Here is a 26,593-nt window from a genome sequence, read left to right on the forward strand (position 1 = left end):
CGTGCCGGGGTCGACGGGTCCCCCAGGGATCACCGCTTCACCGGTGTGTCCCCACACCTTCAGACCCGTACGGCCCGACAGCATACGCGGCAGCGTGGCGTAACCATGCGCCATAAAGGGGATCACCAGCACGATCTCCGTGTCCCGCGAGAGCCTCCCCCGGTCAGACAGTCGAGCCACGTCCGCCGCGACCACCTCGACGAACACGTCTCCGCGCACCGGCAGCTCCGAGCCGTCCGGCCGCCGCAGGACTATTCCGTCGGGGCGGGTCCCGGCACTCACGACGTAGGAGTCCTCCGGCCAGGGAGCCTTCAGCTTCCGCTCCTCGGCGTTGCCGTCCTTGTCGACCTCTGGGGCCTTGGCGTTGCCGTCCTCATCCACCTCCAGGATGCGAGTGTTCGCGGTGTCGAGGTCACCGGTGGCCGACGTCCAGTTGAGGCCCGGGACCGTGCGGCCCCGGTCGGTGAAGCGCCGGTCCCGGCCCGACGCGATCACATCAAGATCATCCATCAGGAAGAAGCCGCCCAGCGACGCCAGACTCGTCGTCATCCCCGCCTGCTCAGCCCGGGTCACCAGCGCGAACAGCTCTGCGCGCTCGGGCTCCCCCACAGCGGTGTCGGGGGCGAGATGCAGCACCCTACGGGCGATGGCAGCCACGTCCAGAGCACTGTCACGCAGCTCACGGTCACGCCCACGCAGGACATCCAGCGTCTGGAGCGCGGCGGCCTCCGGCGGCAGCGAAACAGCGATCACCGCCTGCCGGCCCAGCTCCGACCGTGACACGTCCACAAGATCGCCCAGGCCCACCACGGCATCCGGCACCTTTGTCAAGCCCCGGTGCACCACCGTGAAGTCCGCGGCCGTCAGGCCCATGTCCCCGCGTTGCCGCTGAAGGTCGTTCAGCGCGCGGTCGAGCGCGCTCAGGAACAGCTCACGCGAGGACAGCGCACGCCGCCTGCTCGTCCTGGCCTCGGACCCGTAGCCGGTGATGTCGATGCGTGGCAGCGCCACGTCTTCCCGCCGGTTGCGCAGCCCAGCCTCGGCCACATCGGAGGCCAGTCGCTCGACGGCCTCCTCTCCTTCCACGGACGGCACAACGGTCCTGGGAGCGAACGCCACGAGGCTGTGCGACGGCAGCGCCGGCAACGCACGAACCCCCGGCGCGGGAACGGGAGCCGCGGGGACCGAAGGCGAACCCAACCCCACATCGCGCATGGCCGCCTGCACACCCTGCATGGGATCCCCGGCCGACGAACGCAGCACGATCACCGTCGCCGCACCGCCATCCCCGACAACGCCCGACCACTGCCCCCGCGACAGGGCAGGCTCGGAGGCCGTGGCCGGGACCTTGACCCCAGCAGTCTGCAACTCCTGCCCCACCTGTCCCGCGGACCGCGGCAACGGTGTCGGCAACGGAACCCCGTCCACGTCAGCAACGGGCAGGGTCGGGCGCACCTCACTCCATCCCAGTCCCGGAAGACTGTTATGGGCAGCAGCCGAAGCCTGGAAGGTGAGCACCGGCAGCCCCGCATCACCCTTGCCGGACAGATCCGCCGGGAACGGGCTCCACCACACGGAACGGCCCAATGACCGGGTGAGTCCGCGAGCCATGGATTCCGCGTCAGCGGGCGGCGTCGTGTAGACCAGCACGACGGGCACGGCCAGCTCCCTGCGCATCAACTCCAGGTCGCGAGCCATCAGTTCCGGAAGCTCATCCGTATGCGCCCGATACGCCCTACCACCGAAGAACACCTGCAGGAAGTTCGGATCATTATGGTCCTGAGCCACTCGCAGCAGATACGGAGCGGGCTTGCCCGAACCCTGCGTCCACGGCGCGTCCACCAGCCCGGCGAGCGTACGGAACTGCGCCAGATCCACCTCCGCCGGCAACCCTTCACCCGTGAAGTCCTGGCCCCCACCACGTTTACCGTCCACAGCCACTGCCAGCGATGCACCGGCAAACGCCCCAGCCAGTTCCAGGTTGTACGCCGCCGCCACGTTCACATCAGCCATATCCCGGCCCCCCGCGAACCCACGGGTGAGCAGGCGCACCACGTCCTCGCGGTCCTCGAAGTGCTGTGGGCCAGGAGGCAGATGCTGAACCCGCGCGATGAAGTCGTCCGCATCCAGACCCGGCGCCGCCAGTGTCTCCTCAGCCCTCACCCGCGCCCAGAAAATCCGCGACCGCTCAGCCACACCCACACGGCTCCGGGGTATCTGCAGGGCGACGCTTGCCTCGGCAACAGGATCCGGCATATACCGCACGGCGTCATCCACCGCGGGCAGGTTCACCAGGTCGGCCAACGTCGGTTCATCGGGGTTCGCCGCCCATTGCGCCGCCGCGGCGGCCAGCACCCTGCGCGCGGCATCCTGGGTCACACCCGAAGCAGCCTCAGGATGCGCCGCGATCACCCGCAGCAACAGATCCAGCGTGAAATGACCAGCCGTGTCGAAGTCCGGGTCACCACTCCATATATGGTCGACGGCCGCCACACCGCGCAGCAGCTCGTCGTAATCGGACGCGTCGTCCACGTACGGTCCGAACACCAGCCGCAAAGCCTCCACCAGGACCAGCGTCCGGGCACGCTCCTCGTCCGAGACCTGATCACCCGCGGCGAACCCCGCGACCCTCACCCGCCGGTCGAGTTCCGCCCCCGACGGATGCGGCCGCACCAGATCGAACCGCCCGAGCCGCCCCCGCGCATCAGCGAAGACCGCACGCAGGTACCGCCCCGCCTTGCCGAGTGTCGCTTGCGCGCCGTAGGACAGGCGCACCCAGCGATCCAGCGCATTGGCGAGGTGCTGCGCCATCGAGAGGTCACGCAGCGGATCGGGGACAAACGATCCCGGATGGCCATCCCACGTGGGATTCGCGGCCGGCACGGCACGGTCCTCGGGCGACCCGCTGAAGCAAACAAACAAGTCGAGCCAGTGATGCTTCGGCCGACTCGTCAGACTCTTACGCCGCCTGAGCCACCCCGCCGCCCCCGGCTTGTCAACCCGTCGGCTGGTGCCATCCTTCATCGCCATCACCAGGAAGCCGGGCTCCCCGTGCAACTCCAGCTTGTGGGAGTCCTCCTCCGGCCCCGGACGCGGCAGCTCCAGCTCCGGGCCGAACTGGCCCGTGGCCGGGTTGTAGTGCACGAACGTCGTCATCTGGTCGAGATGACGGGTGTGGTCCTCAGAATGACCCGCGAATTCGGCGGGATGATGTGAAACACGACCGATCTGCTCACCGCTCGACAGGCTGATGATGGGCTGAGTCACCACATCGCGGTGCCAGGCCGGTGCGTCGTCATCCGGGTCAGGCGCCAGACCGGGCCGGCTCGCAAACCAGTCACCCTGAGGTCTGCCGGGACGATGGATGACATCGATGGTGTGCGGCTGCGTGGAGTTCCCGGCAGACGCCGACCGGCTCCTGACCTGGACCTCGCCGGTGTGCGCCAATACCGTCAGACCGGTACGATCCGCCACCTTGCGCGGCAGATCGGCGTAACCGCTGCCCGCGAAGGGAATTGCCAGCACGATCTCGGTGTCCTTCGTGAGCCCCTCCCGCGCCGCATAGGCCGCGATCAGTTCCACCAACTCGTCCTCGGTCACCACATGGGTGGAACCGTCGGGCGTTCGCACCGCCAAGCCGCCGGGCGCGCGCGTTCCGGCCACGACAAACGGTGTCACGCCCTGCGAAAAGCGAGTCGGCACCGTGTCGACGACGTCGAAGTCACCGAATCCATTGGGCTTCAGGATGTCGCTGTGAGCGGTGTCCAGCTCCCCGCCGGCATACGGCAGTAGGTTCAGGCCAGGGACACGGCTGCCGTTGAACGTGAACTGCGGAGTCCGGCCCGGCACGCCCAGACCCAGCTCCATCAGGTGGAACGCACGCAGCGCGGCCAGACTCGTCGCCATCGACGCGCTCTGCGCCCTGTCCACCAGCGCGAACAGCTCACGACGCCGGGCCTCCCCGACTTGGGTTCCGGCGCCGAGGCGCAGCACGCTGCGGGCAAGCGCGTCCACATCCAGCGGGCTGTCCCGCAGCTCCCGCTCACGGTCCCGCAAGAGGTCCAGCGTCTGCACAGCGGCGGCGTCCGGCGGCAGCAGGACGGCGATCGTCGCCTGCCGTCCCAACTCGGCCCGGGTCAGACCGGCGAGCCTGCCCTGCGTCACCAGGTCATCCGGTACCTGCGTCAGGCCGCGTGCTTCGACCCTGAAGTCAGTGACGGCCAGCCGCGTCTCACCCACCGGAAGACCTTGCTGAAGGTCCGCCAGCGCACGCTCCAGCATCTGCTGGAACACCGCGCCCGTCGACTGCGCGCGCAGCATGCCCACCTCGGCGGCGCGCGGGCCGACTGCTTGGCGCGCAAAGCCGGTGACGATCGCGCGCGGCAACGCCGCACCCACCCGCCGGTTACGCAGCCCAGCGGCGGCCACAGCGAACGCCAGCTTCCGAAGACGCGCCTCCCCCGCCGCGGACGGCACATCGGTTCTGGGAGCGAACGCCACCAGACTCCGCGACGGCAACACCGGCAACGCACGAACCCCCGGCGCGGCAACCGGAGCCGCGAGGACCGCATGCGAACCCAACTCCACGTCCCGCATGGCCGCCTGCACACCCTGCATGGGATCCCCGGCCGACGAAAGCGGCACTATCACCGTCGCCTCCGGAGAGAGCGCGCTGCCCGCGGCTTCCACCTCCTCATGCCCGGCGGTCTCGCTCGCGGTCGGGGTCGGCGCTTGGGACGGGAGGTCCTCCTCAGTCACCTGACGCGCGGTATTCCGGTGCCCGTGGGCGTCGGCCGGGACTGCCCAGAACGCGTCAGCGGCGTCGGATTCGTTGCCCAGGCCGGTCATCACCGCATCACCCGTGCCCCGTGCCGCGCCCAGCGCGTCCGCCGCGACACCCAGCGCCAGCAGCCGCGCCTCAACGTCCTCAAGCCGCCGACGCGCGTCGTCCGTCTTGGCCCGGGCATGCTCCACCGCACGCTCGTCACCGCTGTCGCGCTCCAGCGCCACGGCTTCGGCGGTGGCCGCGCCGAGCACGGACAGCGCTCCCGCATGTGCTTCCCACGCCGCTGCGAGACCTGCGGCAGTGGTGTTCTCACCTTCCGGGGCAGCGGAGGCGGGACCGGCCGCCGTGTCGAAGACGGGCGGCGACGCCAGCAGGGACACCTGCGTCGCTGCTACGTCGGCGTCGGCGTCGGCGGTGTAGTGATAGCGCACCAGGCCGGTTCCGGCCGGCCAGGCGTCGTCGGTCTGGCCCGTGCCGTCGGCCGTCGGCCCCGGCGGCAGCCGGAACCACGCCGCCCCGGGCAGCACGACCATATCGCCGTCGTCGGTCATCTCGCCCTCGGACGGACCGAAGATTTCCACGCCCGGGACGTCGGCCAGGCGGCTCGACGGTATCTCGGTCACCTCGGCGTACTCGTCGGCGCTGGCCGGGATGAAGACAGGCTGCCCCAGCGCCGCAGCCAGTTCTGAGCCCCACTTGACGAGCGATCCAGGAGTGTCCTCACCTGGAAGGGCGATCACCAGCGGTGTCCCGGGCGACCAGCCGAGGTGCTTCAGCAGCGGGACGGATTCCGTCACTGTGAGCGGCGTGCTGCCCCCGAGGCCGAACGCATGCGGAGCGCGTGGCCGACGCCCGAACGCGAGCATCGCGACGAAGGCGTTGCCCCCGGGGAACACGGCGCGCAGCCGGTCGGCCGCGGCTGCCACTTGCTCGTCCGCCGCGCTCTGGGCGGGGTGGAACACCGCGCCTCCGGGCAGCCGGTTCACGAAGAGACCGCCCAGCGATGCCAGCCTCTCCAGACCGGGAATCCCGGCCGGTTCCAGCAGCTCGGCGGCGGCTTCGCCGGCTTGGGCGCCCAGGCCGCCGTACCACGACGTCACCGCGAACCGGGCCATGGCCTGAGCGCGGTTCGCGGGCCGCCAGAAGATGCGATCCAGCATGCCGCGCAGGCCCGCGGTGACCTCGGGCGCGTCCGGCTCGAAGACCGTCACCGACCCCGGCCCGCTTCCCGCATGGCGCACCCGCTGTACCACGGCGGAATGCGAGCCCACCTGCTCGTAGGCAGACGGCAGCCGGTCCGGGTCGTCGGCCAGCCGCAGGGCCGCGTGCACCAGCCCCAGGGAGATGCTGACGTTGGCCTGGATCTCCGCTTCGTCCAGGCTGCCGTCCCACGCCCGGAACTCCACGTGGTCCGTGCCCTTACCCCTCACGCGCTTGAAGCTCAGCGCGTCCTCGTTCCGCATGCTGGGGACATCACGGACAGTGGTGTACGGAGGGGGGCCTTCGGGCAGCGGCCGGGCGTGCTTGTCGCCGCGATGCGCGTCGGCGCGCGGGTTCATCGCCAGCCGGAACAGCACGTCCTGGTGGCCGGTGAACAGCGCCCGCAACGCCTCGTACGCGCGAACGTCATGGCCGAACTGACCGGTGCTCACATGAACGTGGCCGCCCGCCCGGGCCGTGATCTGCCCGCCGTTCCTGCGGATGACGCGGACGGCGGTGCGCAGGTCCTCCCACGTCTGCCGGGTGTCGCGCAGGATCGGGGAGACCAGCTCCACGCCCACCGTGGGGTCCCGCTCCAAGAGCCATCCATCCCTGGATTCCGCGTAGCCCCTGTCCACCGCCTGGTGGTATCCGGCGATCTCATTCTGCGTGGTCAGCCCGGCTTTCGCGAGTTCGGCGACGATCAACTCGTAGCGGGCTTCCTTCTCCGGGCCGGTGAGGCCCTCGTCGAGCTCGAACTCGATCTCGACGCCGAATGCCATACCGCCGCGGTCCGGGTCGGCCAGCCCGCCGGTCGCGTCCTCAAGCATGTACGGGATGTGCGGCTCGCCCTGTGCCACGCGGTCGGCGACCTGCTGGAACACCTGCTCAAGTGCCTCAGGCGTCGTTTCGGGCGTGCCGCCCATCTCCGACCACCACGCCCGCGCGTGCTCCCGCACCACCGAAGCCGGAACCTGCACCAAGGAACCAGCCTCGGCGCCGGGAACCGGTGTCCCCTGCGGGAGCAGGGACCGGATCGCCCGGAACAGCGCCGCGTCGGCCTCCACCGTCGGCGACGTGGCGGCGGGGTCCTCACTGCGGCGGCCTCCGTCCGGCTCCGTCACCCCGTCCGCCGTCGCGGAGACGGTCGGAGTCGATGACCGGTCGCTGGACGGAGTCGACGGGACCACCGGCGTCGGCTCCCCCGCCGTGTCGACATCCAGCGTGCCGGCCTGCTGTGCCCTGCGCTGCACCTCCTTCCAGGCCTCGCTCACCGCAGTGCCGGTCGACTGCCAGACCCGGGCCTGGTTCTCGCGTGCGGTCTCGACCGCGGCACGGGCGGCGGGAAGAGCGGCCCGTGCGGTGCTCAGCGCGGTGATGCGGCCCTGATGGCGCTCCTGGAGCTGACTCCACCGCCGCCTGGCAGCCTGTTCACGTTCCCGTGCCGCGTCCAGATCCGGCGAGGGCGCACCGGACGACGTCATCCGCTCGATGCTCCTCGTCTCGGCCCGCGCCTGCCGCCACGCCACCCGGGCCTCTCGCACCTGCTCCGCGGTCGGCAGGGCTCGGGCGTCCTGGATCGACTGTTCGATCCGGGACAGCTCCGTCTCGGCGTCATGGACCGTGGCGTCGGCCGCCTCACGGGCGATCTCGGCCTGCCGTACAGCGGCGTCGTACGCCACGCCGGCCGCGGAGAAGGTCAGCGTCCCCAGGTGTTCAGCCACTGGTTCTTCCGGAGCGGCTTCAGTGGTGCCGGTGTCGGTCTCGGTACTGATCTCCCCTACGGGCGCGGCATGAAGCTTGGCGTCCCCTTCCGAAGCGGTTGCCTCACTGATGCCGGCAACAGTGTCAGCACCGCTCCCGAAACCCGTCCCGGCTTCGGTCTCGCCAGCCTCCGTGACCTGCCCGACGGACCGGGGCAGCGTCGGGCGTGGCCCCCCGGTGTCCAGAGCACCATTGCGGATCAGGGAGTCGACCATCTGCGGTACCGAGTGGCCGCCCTGGAAGAGGCTGTACATGTTGTCCGGCACGACGGGGCGCAGGCCCTGTTCCAGCAGGAGTTTCGGCAGCAGGATCTGCACGTTGGACCGGAGGTTGCCGTCCTGGAACGGGTGGACCACGTGCAGGGCGCGGATCGTGCGGACGATGGAGGCGAGCTTGACCGCGTCGTCGGCGTCGGGATCGGAGACGCGGGCGTAGTGCTGCTGGAAGAGCGTGTCGACCAGATCGGGGGCCGCGTCCTTGCCGTAGTTGGTCGCCAGCGACGGGTTGTTGTGCAGGAACCGGGTCAGGATGGTGACCGGCCGGGGTTTGGCCAGCGGCTTGGACCAGTCGTGGCTGGTCATGTCGTAGACCAGCAGCTGGTCGCCGATGCGCTCGTCGAAGATGTCGTCGGCGAGGGCGTCGCCCCGCAGCGGGAACTGCGTCGCGCCACCGCCGGACCAGCCGATCACCCGCCCGAGGTGTGCGGTGGCCAGCCCGTGCATGGTCCGGTACGCGGTCGAGTCCATGGGCGTCACGACCGTGTCGGGGTCGTCGAGGAACTGGGCGTACGCCGACACCATGCCGCGCTGGAACCCGGGCGAACGGTCGTGGTCGTAGTAGGAGCCAGGGTCGTCCGGGAAGGCGTCGAGCGCGGCCTGGTGGTTCTTGGGGTCGATGTAGAAGGTCCACCACTTGTCCTCCGGCAGGAAGTCGCCGAGTGTCCGCGGCGGTTGGTCCTGTCCCGGGTCGCCGTCGGCACCAGCGTGCCGTCCGGCGTCGCCGTCGGCCGCTTCCCGGGCGATTTCGGCCTGCCGTACAGCGGCGTCGTACGGCGTCCCGGCCGTGTCGGGGGCGGTGGCGACACCGTTCATGAAGTCGCGGAACGCCTCATACGTCGCGTTGTCCGCCCCCGTCGCCGCCACTGGGTTGGCTTCCGCAGGAGCCGCCGACTCACCGACCGGGCCATACAACCGCTCCAGCAATCCCAGCAGTTCCGGCTCATGGACACGCACCCACTCGGCACCGTTGTGACGCGAACGGCCCGTCGCCGGGTCCGTGCCATGGTTGGTCCCCAGATAAACGTTGCTGAGCTGCGCGAAGAACTCGTACTCGTTCCCCGAGGAATAGTTGTCGCCCGTCACCGGATCCTGGTTGACACCGTCCGGCCACAACACGTCCGGACCCCGCACCTCCTCGCCCCGCCTCCTCTTCTCCCTCCTTTCAAGATCCGCCTTCCTCTTCGCGTCATACACATCCCTGACCAGGTCCCGGTCGGCATCGGTCAGAGCAACCGTGTGCAGCAGATGCGCAATCTCGTGCGTCGCCGCCGAATAACCCTCAGCCATATGCGGAGCCGGGCCCACAGAAGTGACCTCGCCCAGCAGGTTCTCCTCCGGCACCACCGCGATCAGGCCATCCGTCACCCCCCGCAGCGTGCCGACACTCCTACCGGACCCGGCATCGACCTTGCCTGCCAGATGCGCAAACGAACTCAACCCGGTCAACGGCGTGTCCTGCGGCAGCACCACAATCGCCGCCCCCGACCCGAGCAGCCGCGTGGCAGCCTCCCGGTCCCGCAGCATCCGCGCCGCCCACGCATACGCCTCATGCCGCGCCGACACCGGCCGCGACACCTCACCCGGCACAACTACCAGCAACCGCGCCGCAACCCGCGGGAACTCCCCCGGCAAGGACTTCCGCACCCCGTCCACAAAGGGGCCGTGCGTAGCCAGCCACCGCCGGTGCTGCGGTGCCATCACCTCCAGCGCCTCGAACAACTCCCCTGCCTGCAGTGCAAGCAGATCCGCCACCAAGGCACCCGACCCGACAGGCTCGACCGGCTCCACCACCGAAACCAACGCCGGATCCGAACCCGCCCGATCCACAGTCGGCAACAACCCACCATCCACCGCGCCCGGAACCTCACCGGACGGCGCGGCACGCAACCCACCGAACCCGCGCTCGCCCTCCCGGACCGGGCGGTGCGTGACTGTGACACGGCCGTTCGAGGCACTCTCGCGCTGTTCTGCGTCGTCCGTACCAGACGCCGCGTTCAGTGCGTCGAGCAGGGCTTGAGCATGCTCATCGGGGAACAGGCCGTCCCGCGCGACGTTCTCCCGCAACTCCTCCTCACTGAACGGGTGGATGTTCCAGTACCGGCCCCAGTTGTCCGTGTAGTCCAGGGCCGGGTCGCGGTCGGGTACGTCGTTCAGCGCCAACTGGGCGCCACGCATCACCTCGTGGAAGGTGTGGTGCGGCAGGGACAGCGAGATGGCGAGCGACCCGGCACGGATCAGGCCGAGGTCAAGGTCAAGGCCCCACAGCTCCCGCATCCGGGCGGCGTGCAGCATAAAACGGTGCGTGCTTCCGGCGGTGCCGGTCGCCACAAGGCCACCCGAGTCCTCGGAGTCCGCCTGCAATGCGGCACTCATCGGGATGTCGTACACCGACGTCGCCGGTATCCACGTCAGGCCATGATCGTTGACAGCGATCTGCCGCTCCGCCGCACTCAACGGGGGACGTACGTCGTCGGGGTGCACACGAGTGACCACCGACGCCTGGAGTTCCGTGATAGCGGCTTCCTTCTCCGCCGGTGGCATGTCCGCCGACTGCGCAATCTCCTGCGCCTGCCGCATGAACTCCGCGTAGGTCTCGCGCTGCCGCCGACTCGGCCGCTCCGCCACGATGTCCGGGTTCGGCTCCTCGCGGCCACCGAGCATGTCGGGCACGAAGTCGTTGGAGATGCCCTCGTAGATGAACGCCACAAGCTCCCGCAGATTGCCGCTCTGCAGCACCCGGGTAAGAGCCGGGCGGGACTTGCCGACGACGCCGGCCTTGTACTTGCTGCTGTCGCCGAACACCGACAGGCTGCCCGGATGCAGACGGCGGGCGGTCGCCCACGCCGCTTGCGCCATCTTCCGGTACTCGGCCACCACAGCCTCGTGTTCGGACAGGTACTCGCCCAGCCGCTTGTCGAAGGCGGCTGCCTCCTCGGCGTAGCGGATACGCGCCTGAACCCACGGGGGCGCATCGCTGTTCCTCCGCTCCGGGGCCGGCTGGGAAGTCTGTCCGGACGGACGGGACAGGGGGCGCTCGGTTGCGGCGCTCGACTCCTCGGACGCGGGCCGGGCGTCTTCCGTTTCCGCGGTCGTCGTCGGTTCGGGCGCAGGTGCCTCGGTCAGGGCCGGTTCCCCGGCAACCGCGGTCTGGCCGAATGATTCCGGGACCTCGACCGGGACGGCTCGGTGGTCGTCGATCTCAACCGTCACGATGCGCCCGTGCGCCGGATCGGCTGCGCTACGCGCCCGCTTGGCAGAAAGCGTAAGTGCAAAGTCACGTACGGAAAGACGCGGGCCGCTCACGTCGGCCTGGGAAGCGTTGAGGACTTCGGCCAACTTGGCCCCGAGCGCCTTGCCGACAGCATCGGCCCGATTCTGACCGCTTGACTGCGAGCGGTTGCCGTAACCGGTAATGGTGACCGACGGCATCGGCAGGCCATGAGCCCGGTTCCACCAGCCCACACGCGCCAGCGTCCGGGCCAGACCGTCGATCGTACCGGCGTGAACGTCGGAGAGCGCGTGCCGCCGTTCCTCGAACCGGATGATCCTATGGCCCCGGCGCGGAGCATGACCGTGCACCACAACCGTCGTCAGCGGGTTGGCGAACGCGGGCGCATTCTCCGACAGCAGTTCCGCGTTGACCTCGTGCGCCGACTCTCCCGGCCGCTTGCTGTAAGCACGGAAATACCACAGGTCCTTGCTGTCCAGGACGGGGGCGGCGGCCCGGATCTGCTCCCTCGCACGGGAGCGCGCCTCGGCGATCTCCCGCTGCGCCAGCGCGTACTCGGGACGCTCCTCATCGAAGTAGAAGAGGAGCTGCTCCGCCTGGTGAAGGTCGGCCAGCGCTCTGGCCACCCGCGCGAAGCTCTCCAGACGGGCCCTTCCCGCCTCGTCCGCACCACCACGCCGTGCCTCGTCGGCCCGTCGGCCGGCCATCTCCGCCATCCGGAGAAGTTCGTCCTCGCCATAGCGGTCGAGATTTTCATCGACGACGTCGTCGAGCAGCTCGGCCGGGAGCTCACTGCGCGAGTGGGTCTCGTTCTCCAGTGTGACCTGGTGGGCGCCGTCCTCACTGGCCAGCACCACCTGCGCGAAGTGGTAGGGAGCATGAGGACCGACCCGGTCACCAGGCTTGGCGTGGTTGTGCGTGAAAAGCTGCGGGCCGCTTTCCATCATGCTGCTGATCGACTGAATGAGGTACCCCTCGCCCACCTCCGCCCACGCATACTCATTGACCCCAGCACGCTGCGCGGCCGAGGCCAGACGCAAGCGCAGCGGGTTGTCCTGCGGCTCGTAACTGAGGGCACGGCCATAACGCACGCCCGGAGTGGGAGCACCCACCACTCCGCCGGTGACGCGAAGGTCCCGGCCCGTCTGACCCGCGGCCCAGCGCGGCGTGACACCACCTGCGGCGCGAGTACCTTCGGCGACCTCCGTCAGCGCATCGGCCAAGTGATGAGTGCCGGTGACCTCTCGGCCGTGCAGCCCATTCACCGGGGCAGTGGCAATCGCACCGCCGGTGGGCCCCCGGAAGACGATGTGGGACAGGGGCGCGGTCTGCCCTCCGGCCACCATCTGGGCGAAGTCCCGCGTGAAGGCGTGCTCCGACCCTCCAGAGGCCGTCAGGAACTCCGGCTCCACCAGGAAGAGAGGCTCACCGAACGAACCGTCCTCCCGCGGCAACATCACGCCCACCGACTCGTCGGCTTTGAGGCGCACTCCCGCCCCGGCCGCGGCCAGCTGCGCCGACGAACGTGCGATCGCCGTACGCGTGGCGTACACCTGCTGGCTCCGAACCGGGGTGCCGTCCTCGGTCACGAGCGTCGCCAGCGTCCGGTCCGCCGAGATGTACAGCGGCGGCCGGTCGGCCATACGGACATCCCCGCGATCCTGGTACGGCAGGACCAGCGCGGGCTCATCGGGGTCTGCTCCGTCGTCGGCCCGGACCTCGCCCACGTCCGTGGAAAGTGGCGGGGTGAACAAAACCCCGGCACCACGCCTGTCGATAACGTTGTATTCACGGGTCGTCAACGGCCGGGCACGGCGACCTTCGATCATCCGTGCCGCAACAGCCTGGTCGGCGAGGCGCTCGAACTCGGCGTCGCCATCGCTGCTGAGCTGTTCGTCGTCGCTGTCCGGGTCGGACCCACTGTCCCTACTGAAGTCGCTGGCACCTGGCAGACCGCGACCCACCGGTTCGACTGAGGCCCAGCTCTCACCCGTGTAGCCAGCGTTCACATCCAGCATGAGGTGGCGGGTGCCGGCCGTCGGATGCGTGACCACGTCGGCCGCAACCTTCGGATACCAGACCTGACGGCCCGTCGTCCCGGCAACCAGAGGAGCGACCGCCGCGGCGAACGGAGAAGGCAGCATCAGCACGACGTCCGCGTTGCGGGGCCGCCGGGAATCGTAGGAGATGAGCATGGCCAGCTCATCGGGAGACTCTGTCCAGAAGGTCCGCCCCGGCGTGACGATCCTGACAGCACGTCCCTGCGCCGTACCCACGACCAGATACGCCTCGTCCCAAGGAGCAGGCTGCTGGACGACGCGGCCCCGACCCCGCATGCGGTAAGAATCCAGCTTAGGGGCGGGCCCCTGAGCGCCGGTGTAGTCACGCCCGACAACCCTCCCGTCGTCTCCACGCAAAAGCGTCGCCTCGCCGAGAGCGTCCCGCTCGGTCTCGATCTGCCTCTCGATGAAGTACCGAGCCAGGTTCTCCGTGCTCTCCAAGTCGTCTGAAGAAGCGTCAAGCGCCAGCGAGCCGAGGAGATGGAAGTCCATAGCTCCCGGACCGGCCGCACTGCTCATATGCAGCACCCGGCGGGTGACGCGGATCAGACCGCTGCGCAACGCCTGCGGAGTCGACTGCGAACCCGACGCCTCTCGCACGAGTTCGTACAGAGCCTCGGACGTCTCCCGGAGCCGGGCACCCGGCACGGTGCGCTGCTGGGGACCGAACACCGTGTTCAGCCACCCCTCAGTAGTCCAGAACGGGGCCCCGGAGTCGTCGGCGGAGCGCGACGCCTTTGACCGCGGCGACGGTGACAGGAGATACAGCTCGAACGCCTCTTCCCCGTCTGAATCCGCCCCCTGGAGATCGCGCACCTCACTGTCTGCCGACGACACGGTGGACGCGGGTACCGGCACACTTGCGGGGTCCTGCTCCGGCGCGGGCGGAGACGGCGGGACCAGCCCCGCGTCGCCCGGACTGCCGGTCTGCGCTCCCGTCATACCGGTGCCCGTCGTCTGAGACGCGCTCAGTTCCGGAGCCGGGGTCAGCATGATCAGAGGGACGAAGTCGCCGCCCCTGCGCCGCAGTCGCAGGTGGGGGGCGTCGGCGGACGGGCCTGGGTAGGTGTGGGCGGTGCCGTTCTCCTCGATCAGGGTGACGGTGGTGCCGGTCGCGGCGGCGGCCCACTCGGCCACCGCCTGGTCTGCGTCGGGACTCCACGGTGCCGTGGCGAGATGGCGGCGCAGATGGCCTTCAAGGGCGTCGGCGCTCGGTGCCGGCGCGCCGGGCTCGACGCGCAGAGGAGGGGGGTTGAACAGCGCGTCGCGCCGGCCCGGGTCGCCGGGGAGGCCGTTCAGGCGCATCAGCTGGGCGGGCGGCATGTCGGCGCGGACGCGCAGGCGTGCCGCCTCGCCGCTGTCCCGTCCCGGCTGTCCGGCCGCGTGGAGGAGGGCCGAGGAGAGCGCGCCGAAGAAGCCGTTGCCGCGGCCGGTGACAGCGCCCTGGGTGTAGGTCGCGCCGTCCGGTGCGGTGAGGACGCCGTGGCGGTCGACACGGTAACGCGGGGCGGTGCTGTCCTTGGGCGGCATCCAGGGCGGCGTTGCGTGGCTGCGGTGCACGTGCGGCTTCGCGGGCGCGGCGCTTGTGGGAGCGGTGTTCTCCGTCTCCGTACCGGAGGGGTCCGTGACCGGGGCCGGGAGCGCGGTGGTGGTCGGGGCCGGTGTGCCGGGCGGCAGGGCGGCCTGGAAGAAGCCCTTGGCGAAGAAGAGGACGGGGTCGGCGGCCGGATCGACGGTGGCCGGATCGGTGCCGTGCGGCAGGAAGAGCTGTTCGCGGCCCTCGCCGGTCACCACGGTCACCGGGGTGCCCATCACCCGGGCGGCGAGCGCGGGCAGCAGGTCGGCGCCGCCGTGGTCGCCGGCGCGGCCGACGGCAGGGGCGGACCTGTCGCCCTGGCTCTGTGCGGCGCCCTGCCGGGGCTCGGGCGCGAACGGCCGGGACAGGGCCGCCACGGCCAGCCCGATCCGTTGCTCCGGCGTGGGCCAGAAGTTCTGCGGGAGACGGCCCAAGGTGTCGAACTCGGCCTGCTCCGCCGGGGTGAACCGCACACCCGCCGCGTCGATCTCGTCCTGTGTGAAGGTGTCCGTGGCGTCCAGGGCAAGGGCCTCGACGAGGTCCTCGTTGCCGTCCTCGCCCAGCGCCCGGGCGAGGCGGTTCCGGGCGGCGTCGACGGCCTCCGCGGTGACGTCCGGGTCGCCGGGGGCGTTAACGAAGCGGTCGGCGAGGTCGGTGCCGAGCAGGTGGGGCAGCCTGCCGCGCACCGAGGCGGCGGCGAACAGCGCGTGGTAGAACGACGCGCCGTCGTGCGGCACCTCGTACAGCTCGCGCACGGTGATGCCGTCGGGAGAGGTGAGGGCGCGCCGGGCGGTGGGGTCGCCGGCGGTGATCGTGTACGGCTCGGGTGCCTCGGTCGGCCAGATCGGCTTGGTGTACTCCTGCGGAGCGTCCGGCACCGGGACCAGGGGCGAGCCCTGATGGTGGGCGGTCAGCCGGGACGCGGCGAGGTACAGCCGGTGATGGTCCGCGGCGGCGTCGTCGAGTCGCTGCTCCCAGCGGCGTACCTCGTCGCGGGCCGCCTGCCAGGCTGTGACGGCCGGGGAGGCGGACATGTCCTGTGACAACACCGTGGGGCCGCCGAGCGCTGCCTGTTCCTCCTCGCTCAGGTCGAGCCAGGTGTCGCGGGTCCGTGCCCGTGCGTCGAAGTAGCGCTTCTCGGCCGTGGCGAGGTCGGCCGCGGCCTTGGCCATGGCGTCCCACGCGTCGGCGACCTCGGTGGGGAACGTCGTGTCGTCCACGAGGCCGTAGTCCCGGGCGAGGTCCTCGCGCAGCCAGATGAGAGCGGTGGTCTCGGCCTCGGCCGCGCGTCGTCCGCGTCCGCCCGTGCCGAACCACCGCAGCGGACGGCCGTGGGTGATCCGGTGCTCGGCCTCGACCACCGCGAGCCAGCGCACGGGCACCGCGAAGAGCATGCTGCGGGCGGCGACCGCCATGCGGTGGATGCCGAGCATGGTGTCTACGGTCGCGTTGGCGGCCGTGCCGTCGTTCGTGGCTCCCAACGGCACCGTGGCAGCCACGCTGTCGGCGCCCACCAACGGCGTGGCACCCCCGGCGCTGTCGATGTTGTCGAGGATGCCGACCGTCAACCCGTCGGCGGTCCTCGCACGATCCATGTTCTCCATGCGCGGGGCGTTCTCCACCGCGAGCAGCCGCGCCCCGCGCCGGTGCATCCTGGCGTAGAGGCGGGAGTTCGCGGTGTGGAACTGGCCCAGGAGCTCGGCCGACGCCTGGACGGGCAGCGGCGAGCCGTTCGCACCGAGGGACTCGCGCAGGCCCGAGGAGAGGCTGACCTGAGCCGTGACGTCGTGCTGGGACTGGGCCGGAGCGGTGCCGAGGGCGGTGAGCGAGGTACGGCGGGCGGCGCGCACCTGCGCGGCGAGATCGTCACCGGTGTAGCGCTTCCCGCGCTCCTCGCCGGGTGCGTGGAGACCGTCGGCGCGGGCGGTGGCGAGGGTCAGGGCGTCCCGCACGTTGGACGCGCCGAGGACGTCCATGGCGACGAATCCGGTACCGAGCCGGTCGTCGAAGGGCAGCACGTCCGGGTCGGGGCGGCCGCTCGCCGGGTCGCCCACGGGAAGACGCCAGGCGTCGATGCTGCTCTGGTCCGTCTGAGTCGCCGTCAGCATCCGCACGGCTCGCTCCGGTGTGGGCACCTCCTGCTCGGTGAGGGCGCCGTCCGCGCCGTCGCCGTCCGGCGTGAGCAGGCCGATCGGGACGTACTCGTTGACGCTGCCGACCGTGGCACTGGCGGTGGGGGGGAGCCGGTCGCCGGCCGCGTCCGTCATGGTGACGGTCAGGACGTACGTCGTGACGATCTCACCGAGCGCCTGGGTGGTGACCAGGTTGGGGGAGGAACTGGCGCCGGCGGTCTCACCCCGGGTGGTCGACCGCTGGTGTGCCGCGGCGCCCTGGAGGGCGGGGTTGACGGCCAGGACGCCGCTCTCGGCGGGGCGATGGCCACCTGCGTACGCCACCAGGGTGCCGTGGTCCTGGTATGCGGCGTCGGAGGCGTCGCGGCCGGCGGTGCGGTAGTCCTCCAGCTCGAAGCCGGTGCGCAGCCGCTCCACGGTGGTGGTGACCGGGGTCAGCTTGAACTGCATCTGTCCGGGACTGCCACCGACCGGCAGGTGGTGGGGGCGGGACCAGGCACGGTAGCGGACCGGCAGGGTCACCCCCTCGGTCACCAGTTGCTGCAGATGGGCGCGGAGGAAGTCCGGGGAGAGCCGCTGCAGGATCTGTTCCCGGTCGTGCGAGGGCACCCCGATCTCCCGCAGCTGCTCCATCAGCACGGGAACGATCGGGCTGCCGTCGAGCCGGCCGCTGGGATGCGTGAGGAAGCGCCGGTCCAGGAGAGCGGGGACGCGGTAGCCGCCGCCGAGGGCGGAGGGGGTGGTGGTGCCCAGGCCGTCCGGGGCGAGGCCGGCCTCGATGGCGTCCCGCATCGGCAGATGGAACATCACCGCGTCGCGGATGTACTGGGCTCCGGCTGCGACGGCGGCCCGGCCTCGGTCGAGGGTGCGACCGAGCCGCCCGGCCACCGACCTGACACCTGCACCGGAACGGGTCCCCACGGTTCCCATCGCGGCCGTCCAGCGGTCCCTCACCGCGAGGGACTCGACGACGTCGGCGACCACCAGGTACGTACGCCCCGCGTAGGACAGGATGTTGCTGCGTCCCCGGCTGACGGTCCGCGAGGTGACACCGCCCCAGCCCCAGGCGTACTGCGGTGCCACACCATGGTTGCCGATGGCGGCCGTCTCCTGGCCGGAGACGTGCTCGAGCGGCCGGTGGGCGCCCTGGAAGCCGACGGTGGCGCGGGACGTGTCGCTCTCGGTGCCGGCGACCCGGTGGTCGTAGCCGAGGGTGGCTTCGAATTTGGCCTGCTTCGGGTCGCTCTGGACGCGCAGGTTGTGCAGTTCACCGCGGATCGCGGCCTTGAAGTAGTGGACCTGGAGGGGCCCCGCACCGTGGAGTCCGGTGACACGGGAGCCGAACGGGCCCAGGTACTGGCCGAGCTGACCCGCGATGCTGAGGTTCGCCATCGCCCTGCGCAATGCCGTACGGACCGGGGAGCCGGGCGCGCTGGCATGCCAGGAATTGCCCGAGGCTCGTTCGGAGGCGTCCTGTACGAGCCGCTGACGCTCCTCTCCGCCCTCGACGCTGACCACCACGTGCGGGGCTCTGAGCAGTTGATCGGTGAGCCGCTGGTCGTCCGAGTCGGTGTTCTGCGTGAGACTGCCGTCGAGCAGCAGCTCCGCCTCCGCGGCGGAGAAGTCCGCGGGTGCGGGGGCCGGTTCCGCGGGCGGGGTGCCTGCCGGTGCGTACCGCTCGGAGCTGTGTGCCATGGGGACGGACAGTTCCACGCGGCCGATCGTTTCGCCGCCCTCGCTGAACAGGGGGCGCTCGTGGACCTTGCTGACGAAGAGACCCGCACCGAGCATGCCCACGGTGACCATCCGGGTCCAGCCGCGCGGGCGGCGGTGCCCCTCGAAGGACGCGGTCAGCTCCACCCGGTAACTGAACAGATGGGCGCCTTCCAAGCTCACCAGGTGGTCGTGGACGGACGTGACCGAGCTGCGGCCGCCCTTTCGGACGGTCCGGCCGAACCGCGCGCCGAAGACGCCGAATCCGCTGTGCTCCGGCGCCCCGGCCTCGGCGTCGTCGTCGTGGTTGCGCGCCGAGACACCCAGTTCGGACCCGCCGGAGAGGGCGCTGGACGCCTGCTGGCCCTGCCCCGCGACCTCCGTGCCCACCAGCCCGGCACGCACCGTCCTCTCAGTCATCGAGGTCTCGTACCGCCGGTCGGAGAGCCTCACCTTCAGGATCACCGTGTGGTGACCACGGCGGAGTTTGCCGTCCTCGACGACCATCACCGGGATCCCGGTGGTCTGCAGCACGTCCAGGACCTTCTCCAGCGTGGAGCCGTTCAGGGCTTCGCGCACCTGCCGCTCGTTGTCCAGACCGGTCCGCACCCGGCTGTCGCCGTACCAGAACCTGGCCAGTCGCGGATGCTCCCGCATGGACGGCGGGACGAACAGCATCGGGTACAAAGCGTGCAGGGCGTCGAGGACGCTGTCCGCGAACGCCTTCAAGCGGGGGTCCTGGGGATTGGCGATGCCGGGCTGTCCGTCGTGGTCCTGCCACGAGGAGGACTCCTGCCCCTCCTGTTCACGGTCCGGAAGCGGATTGTTCGACGCGTTGACCGGCCGGAAGCCCTCGACGCGCGTCTGGCCGCCCAGGTGGACGGGGTCCTCCCGAGTCAGGTACCACGGCGCGGGCGGCTCGGCCTCCGGGTTCGGACCGGCCTGCCCCGGCGAACGGCTGTCCCAGCCGGCCAGTCGGCGCGCGTCCTGGGTGGTCATCCAGTCCAGGCTGACCACCCGGACGGGACGGGCAGCGGAGCGCGGCTGGCCGGCCCCGCGCACCATGATGGTGCGTTCCACCCGGTAGAGCGCGATCGGCTGGTTGCGTACGCGGCCGATGACCTTACGGGTCGCGTCGACGCTGACCTGGTGGGTTCGCCCGGCGGCCAGGTCCAACCGGCCCACCGGCCCGGCCCGGAGGCGTACGTCCACCTCCGGGCCGGGCCAGATTTGCGAGGGGCCCGTGGCGACTTCGACGCCGAGCAGCGTCTCGCGGGCGTGACCGCGTTCGTTCTTGAAGGTGGTCTGCGTCGTGTCACGGAACTCCGCCTTGACGGACTCGGCGACCAGGGTGGCCCGGTGCGGTATGGACCGTTCCACGATGAGGTGCCCCAACGGACGCTGACCGCGCCCTCGGGTCAGCTCGGGCCCGCTGACCTCTCCGGAGAGCCGCCCGTACAGCCCGAGGAGCCGGCCCGGCCGGAGGAAGGAGACCAGGGTGCGGTGGGCCGAACTACCCGGCCGGGCTCCGGAGATGGCGAGGGCCAGGTCCTCGGGCGGGTCCGTCAGGTGCAGTGCGATGGCTCCACCGGCCCGCGACTCGACCCCATCCGGGAAGGTGAGCGACTCGGGTGCCCTGCGCAGTCCTTCGCTGGGCACGGTGAGGACGTCCGGCAGCCGCCAGCTCAGCCCGTCCCGTACGGCGAACTCCGCCTGGTGCACCGGGCGGCGCTCCCAGCGGGGGCCCGACTCGGGAGACTCGGTCCCGCTGTTCCGGCCACCGGTCTTCGGCGCCTCGGTGACCCGGACCACGCGCACCCGGTAATGCACGTCGTCCAGGTGCAGGTGCGACCCCTCCTGCGTCCGGTACTCAAACTGGTTGACCGCCTGGGTGGCGAGGTTGTATCCGGTCTTGCGGAGCCAGCCCAGCGAAGCACTGACCCGCACCAGGAAGCTGATCGGTGTCGCCACCGTGAATCCGAAGCCGAACCGGCGCCCGAAGCCGACCGTGCGCCCACCGCCCGTACCGGACATCACGGCCTGCTGGGTGATCATGCGGATGGCGGTGCCGTTCACGTCGGAGAAACGCTCCCAGCGGTGGTACGGGACCGCCTCGACCGTCATCTCGTGGGCGACACCGGACTTCTCCCGCCCCACGAACCGAGCACCGCGCGGGGCGGTGAAGGCACCGGGCTGCTCTCTCAGCAGGCCCAGCAGCTCCGCCTCGTCGAACTGGGCGCGCACGTCCGCCGGCAACTGCCCAAGGATTTCCTCGGCGACCCGCTCGGGCGAGCGCAGGGTGACGGCGCCCAGGCCGGTGAAGAGACCGGTCGGCGCGGTCTGCGGACTGCCGTCGTCCCCTTCGAGGGGGTCGGCGTCGGGGCTGATGAGGGCGGCCGGCAGTCGGCTGCCGTCCTCGAAGGTGACGGTGCGCGGTGGCGGGCCCGGCGGAGTGACGTCGCGACCGGTTATCAGCCGTGCCGGGCGGTAGCGCTCCAGCTGGGTTTCCAGCGGGACCGGGTCGCCCCGGTCGGGGGTCTCGGTGTCACGGTCGCCGCCCTCGTCACGCACCAAGTCCGGGGCGGGCGTGGCGCCGTGCTGATCCGGTGCGGACTGGTCCGGGACGGACTGGTCCGCGGCGGAGGGCGGCGGCGTTCCCTCGGTGGGCAGGGCCTCGACGGGGATCAGGCCGTCGTAGTGGTCGGTGCCGTCGTGCGCGAGGTGGAGGGTGCCGCCGCGGCCGCCCGGATGCAAGAACGTGACACGGATGCTGCCCGGCGTGTGCGGGTCAGGGCCCACGATCCGCAGATCCAGGTCCAGGGTGTGCACCAGCGCCTCGGGGAGCAGGCCGGCGAAGGGGGACGACCACAGCCCCGGCCGCTCGGCGGCCGCGGCCAGCAGCCCTCCGGAGCCGAGGCGCCGGGCGTCATCCGGGGTAGGGGCCACCTGGGCCAGTTCCGGATAGGGGCTTTCGTGGAGGATCCGCTGCCACTCGACCGGGTTGCCGTCGGCGACGACCGTCTGCGCGATCCGGTTCCACTCGTCGAGGATCCGGGTCTTCTCGTCCGGGTCCCGCTCCGCGTTGAAGGCGGCCATCCGCAACTGGTCCACCACGGCGAGCACCGGATCGCCCAGCACCTGGTCCGCGGTGGCGGCCAGTTCGGAATCGGTGAGCCTCTCGCGCAGCAGCGACCGCAGTCCGGCGATGCTCCGCGCCGCCCAGGCGGGCGGCACCTCCTGGCTGCGCGCGGTGTCGAGCAGTGCCTGGAAGAGACTGTTGCCGTCCGCCGGTGTGGGAAGCCGCCGGAAGGCCGTGTCGTCCGCATGTACGGTGTTGGCCAATCCGGGCCGGTGGGCGGGCCCGTGTGGAGGTGGCACGTCCTGGCCGGGATCGTCCAGGACGTGCCCCGTGGTTTGCGGGTTGTGTATGCGGCGTGTCAGTTCGGCGGTGTCCTCGGCATTCAGCCCCAGCTGCGCGAGGGGGAGCGGGGTGTCGGACAGCGACCACACCACCCGCGCCGACGGCGCCACCGCCAGCCCCGCCGCATCACCCGGCGACACCAGATGATCAGGCGAAAGAACAGACACCGGCGGCAACAACGCATCCAGCGTCGCGTCCGCCCCCGCCTCCTCCCACAGCCTCTCCGCCGCGTCCAAAAACGCCCGGTACTCCCCGACCGTGGGCTCCGCCCCCGAACCCGACACACCAACCCCGACCGGGCCACTCCCCGACCCGGCCACACCACGGTAGTCACGGACCATCCGCCGCAGCAGATCCGCCGTCATCCGCGCATCCCCGTAACGCGCCGCTACCCGCGCATCACGCCACCGCAGACCATCCACGAACGCCAGCCCCGCCAGCAGCCGGTGATTCTCCACACTCCGCTCAGCCCGAGGATCATCCAACACCTCCCGCACCGTCCGCACCTGCTGCAACGTCCGAGTCCGCGCGAACCCGTCCGCCGGCCCCGCCCCCTGATGCAACCGCACCACACGCGCCAAATCATCCAGCGCCTCATCCGCCGGCTCGGCAGTGAACATCCGCAACCGCCCCGGCCCGTCCACCCCCTCCGCCAGCACCGCATGCACCGAACCATCGGCACCCCGCGCCGTCCCCGCCGCCGTGGTCGGACCCCACACCACCGGCCCGTCCCCCAGCACATTCACCGCATGCTGAGCCACCGGCAAACCCGCCACCGCAGGCTGCCGCCCCGTCTCACACGAGAACAACACCCAGCGGGAATCCGGCCCTCCCGCGCCCCACGACAACAACAACCGCCCCAGCTGCGGACCCGAAACCCGCACCGTCGGACGATCCGGATCGTCCGTCCCCAACACCACCGTCCGCGACGTCCCGTGCCCCACAAAAACATCCACACCCCGCCCAGTCCCTCCACCAGGCAACGGCACAGACCCACCCGAGAACACAAACCGCCCAGACACAGATGCAGCAGCGGACGCGGAGGCGGCGTCGGGCGCAGGTGCGGGTGCGGGAGTGGACGTAGGTGCGGGTGTGGACGCGGGCTCGGTTGCAGGAGTGGACGTGGACGCGGGTGCACGACTGGTCGCGGGCGCAGGTGCGGAAGAGGACGCGGGTGCAGGCTCGGACGTGGAGGTGGTACGCACATGGCGGAATGTGTTCTGCCCCAGCAACGCCATACGGTCCCGGCCCTGCGGCGTATTGTCGGCCGACGGCGGCTGCGACACCGTCAACCGCTCCACCACACGCCCCGCCATCGGCCCCGCCGCAGACTCAGACACCAAGCGCCGCAACCGTTCCACCGGCACCGGTGCCCCATCCACCGTCTCAATGAGCCCCCCGGCCGACCGCACCGCCACCCGACCCGACACCGACACCGGCTCGGTCGCGGTCGCGGCAAACACGGACGGCACCGGCACAGCCGAGTCCGGCAGCGGAACAGCATCCGCGTCCAACCCGCCGCCCGACTCCAGGAACACATCCCTGGCCGGCTCACCCTCAAAACCGGACGACGCTGAAGACCCCGACACCACCAAAGGACTGGATTCAAACGAGGACCCGGACTGCGTCACAGGCCGCAACCCGTCAGACCCCGCACTGTCAAGCCCCGGAACCGAACCCGGCGCCCCCTCACCAGCCACCCGCAAAGCCCCAGCCGGATCAACCGGATCAGCCGGGTTCCCGTCAACCGTCCCCGGACTCTCCGTAACAAGACGAACCACCGACTCCGGCACCACACCCAGAGCATCAGCCAACGGCAACAACACATCCGCGCCCGGGAACACCACACCCGCCAGACCCCTACCAGCCTGACCCCCGGCAACATCACCAACAGCACCGGCAGCACCGCCGGCACCGGCCTCCACATCCCGGGCGCCGCCACCACCCGGCGCCACCACAGGACCAGCCAACGGCCGCACCCGAACCGCAGCCTCCGGACCCTCCCGCAACAACTCCACAGCAGGACGCACCACACGCCCCACCCCGTCCTGCACCACCGGCCCAAGCACCACCACCTGATCCGCACCCACCAGATCAAGCAACTCCGACGCCCCCGCCGACCCCACACCCGGCAACGGCAACGGCCCCGGCGACACCACCACCCTCACCAACGACTCGCCAGCAGCACCCGCCCCAAAAGCCCCGCCAGCAGCGCCCGTCTCACCCAGGACAGCGTCGACACCCGGAGACGACGAACCATCCCCATCCGAAGACGAGGTGCCGACAACCGGAGAGGGCGAACCATCCCCACCCGGGAAGGGCGAACCGTCTTCATCCAAGGGCGAGGGGGCGTCGGCGTCCACAGACGGCGAGCCCTGCGGCACGACCCCGGCCGGCGGTGACTCCACCGGCCCAGGACGCTGCACGACACCCCCGGCCCCGCCCGTCACACCCGGCCCGACACCGGTACCCGAACCACCACGCACGTCCAACGGCGAGGCAGCACCAGCCGCACCGGAGTCCGAGACATCCGAGGTATCGGGTCCATTCACCACGCGCTGCGCACCCGAGGCCCCTGCGACCGGCGGCGTGTCCACCACGACCGGGACACCCAGCCCGTCCAGCGCCCGGCGGACCTCCTCGGCATCACCCAGCACCGACGGGCCCTCACCCACCGGCACTACCCGCACCCCGGACCCCACAAGCCCGTCAGGCCCGCCCGTCAAGCGCTCATGCAGATGCTCACGGACCTCCACCTCAACCGGCCCCGGCTCCGCCGAACCCCGCAACGCCGCAAGATCAACCAGAAGCCGCTCCCGCACCCCCGCGGACCCACCAAGCAAATGCCCCCACAACTCACCCTCACCACCGGCCACCGACCAACCGTCCGGCACCGACGACAACGGCAACAACGGCGCAGGCCACGGCGACAACGACGACGGAGGCGGCGACACCAGCGACGAGGGCGGCAGACTCTCCGTCGCAGGCAGCAGCCCACCCGGAACATACGGCGGCGGAGGATCACCAAGCATGTCGACATCCACGCCCGCGCCCGAGCCCTTGCCCGTGTCCGCGTCGGTGCCCTTGCCGGCGTCCGAGCCCTTGCCCGTCTCGGTGACCGGCCCACCGCCCGAATGGCCCCGGAACCCGCCGGTGAGCCTGTCGATCACACCACGCAGCTGGGCACCACCATTCACACCGGCACCGCTGAACACCGCCTCAGGAAAAGAACTCAGGCCCGCGCCCAGGAACGTGTGCCACTGCCACGACCAGTCCCCATAGAAAGCACCATTGACGAGCACCTCCGCAGCCGTCTCACCCACACCCGCCGCAAAAAACTCGTCCGTACCCTTCAGCCCGTAATAACCCCCCAACGCCCACGGCCGGTCCGTGTTGTACTGCCACACCCGGCCATTACGCCACGAATTCGGGCCGAGCCGGAAATTATAGGAATCCGGAAAACGCCCCGGACCGCCAGAATACGAATTCAGGCCCCCGCCCAGCCCATGACCACCACCCGACTTCCCATCAGGAAGCCGATTCACCTCCGCCCCCGGACTGCCATCAGGACCCGGCCTGTGATGCGGCCCCCCGGTCAGACGACCCACACCACCCAGCCCATCCGGACCGGGCTTGAAATCATCACCAATCTTCAAATAATTCAGCTTGTAACCATCAACAACATTCTTGCCAAAGTTCCCGACAAGACTCGTGAGCCCACCCGCCAGGAAACCGGTCAAGCCAGAAAGATAAATATCCTTGCCATCAAGACCACGCGGCCGGCGCCCGTCCGGACCGAACTTCATCAACGCCACCTGCACGGCAATCGACTGCAGAATCTCATCGATCGCCTCGGTCAACGACGGCGCGACATGCAGAGACTTCAGCAGACGATTCACGGTCAGAAGGAGCACAAGACGCGAACGCAGCTTCGCCAGAAAAATCTGACTGGCCGACAGACCACCCGTGAAATACGAGAGCAGCGTCAGGAAAGCAATCTCAATCGCGAGCCGGACAAGCTCCGCAACAATGTCCCACTGAGCCTTCAAAATACTCGTGGACGCTTTGCGGCGATTCTCCGCAATCTCATCCAGAGAACGAGCAAAATCACGCAGAATATCCTGGCCGCCCTCACCGATGAGCGGACCCACCGCCCGCCGGTAAGCCCTCCCCACCTCATCAGGCAAAGCCCTGGCGATATCATCGCCCGCCTTGGCCAGCTGACCACGCAACGCATTCAGTTCCCGCCCCAACGCCACATAGGGCAGACGATCGAAATACGCCTTCACCGAATTGGCGTCAGTAAGCAGCTCACCCGTCAAAAGAAAGAAAAGATTACGCACCCACTGCGGGAGATTATCCAGAGGGTTATCCGACATAAAAGCCATCGACGATCACCCGCTAACACATACGGACATGACGACACAGCTGCCT

Annotated in this window: 1 protein-coding gene (running past one end of the window); it reads right to left on the bottom strand. The window is 70.2% G+C overall.

Features of this window, described 5'->3' with window-relative positions:
- On the bottom strand, nucleotides 1-26,538 hold the 5' portion of the coding sequence (locus M2163_RS02625) for a lonely Cys domain-containing protein (protein ID WP_280892991.1). The gene continues 14,043 nt to the left of window position 1, outside the view; 26,538 of the gene's 40,581 nt are visible here — the first part of the coding sequence; its start codon is at nucleotides 26,536-26,538; the stop codon falls past the left edge of the window.
- Nucleotides 26,539-26,593: the final 55 nt, after the last annotated feature.

Origin of the sequence: Streptomyces sp. SAI-135 (assembly GCF_029893805.1) — a bacterium.
In the GTDB taxonomy this organism is placed as follows: Bacteria; Actinomycetota; Actinomycetes; order Streptomycetales; family Streptomycetaceae; genus Streptomyces.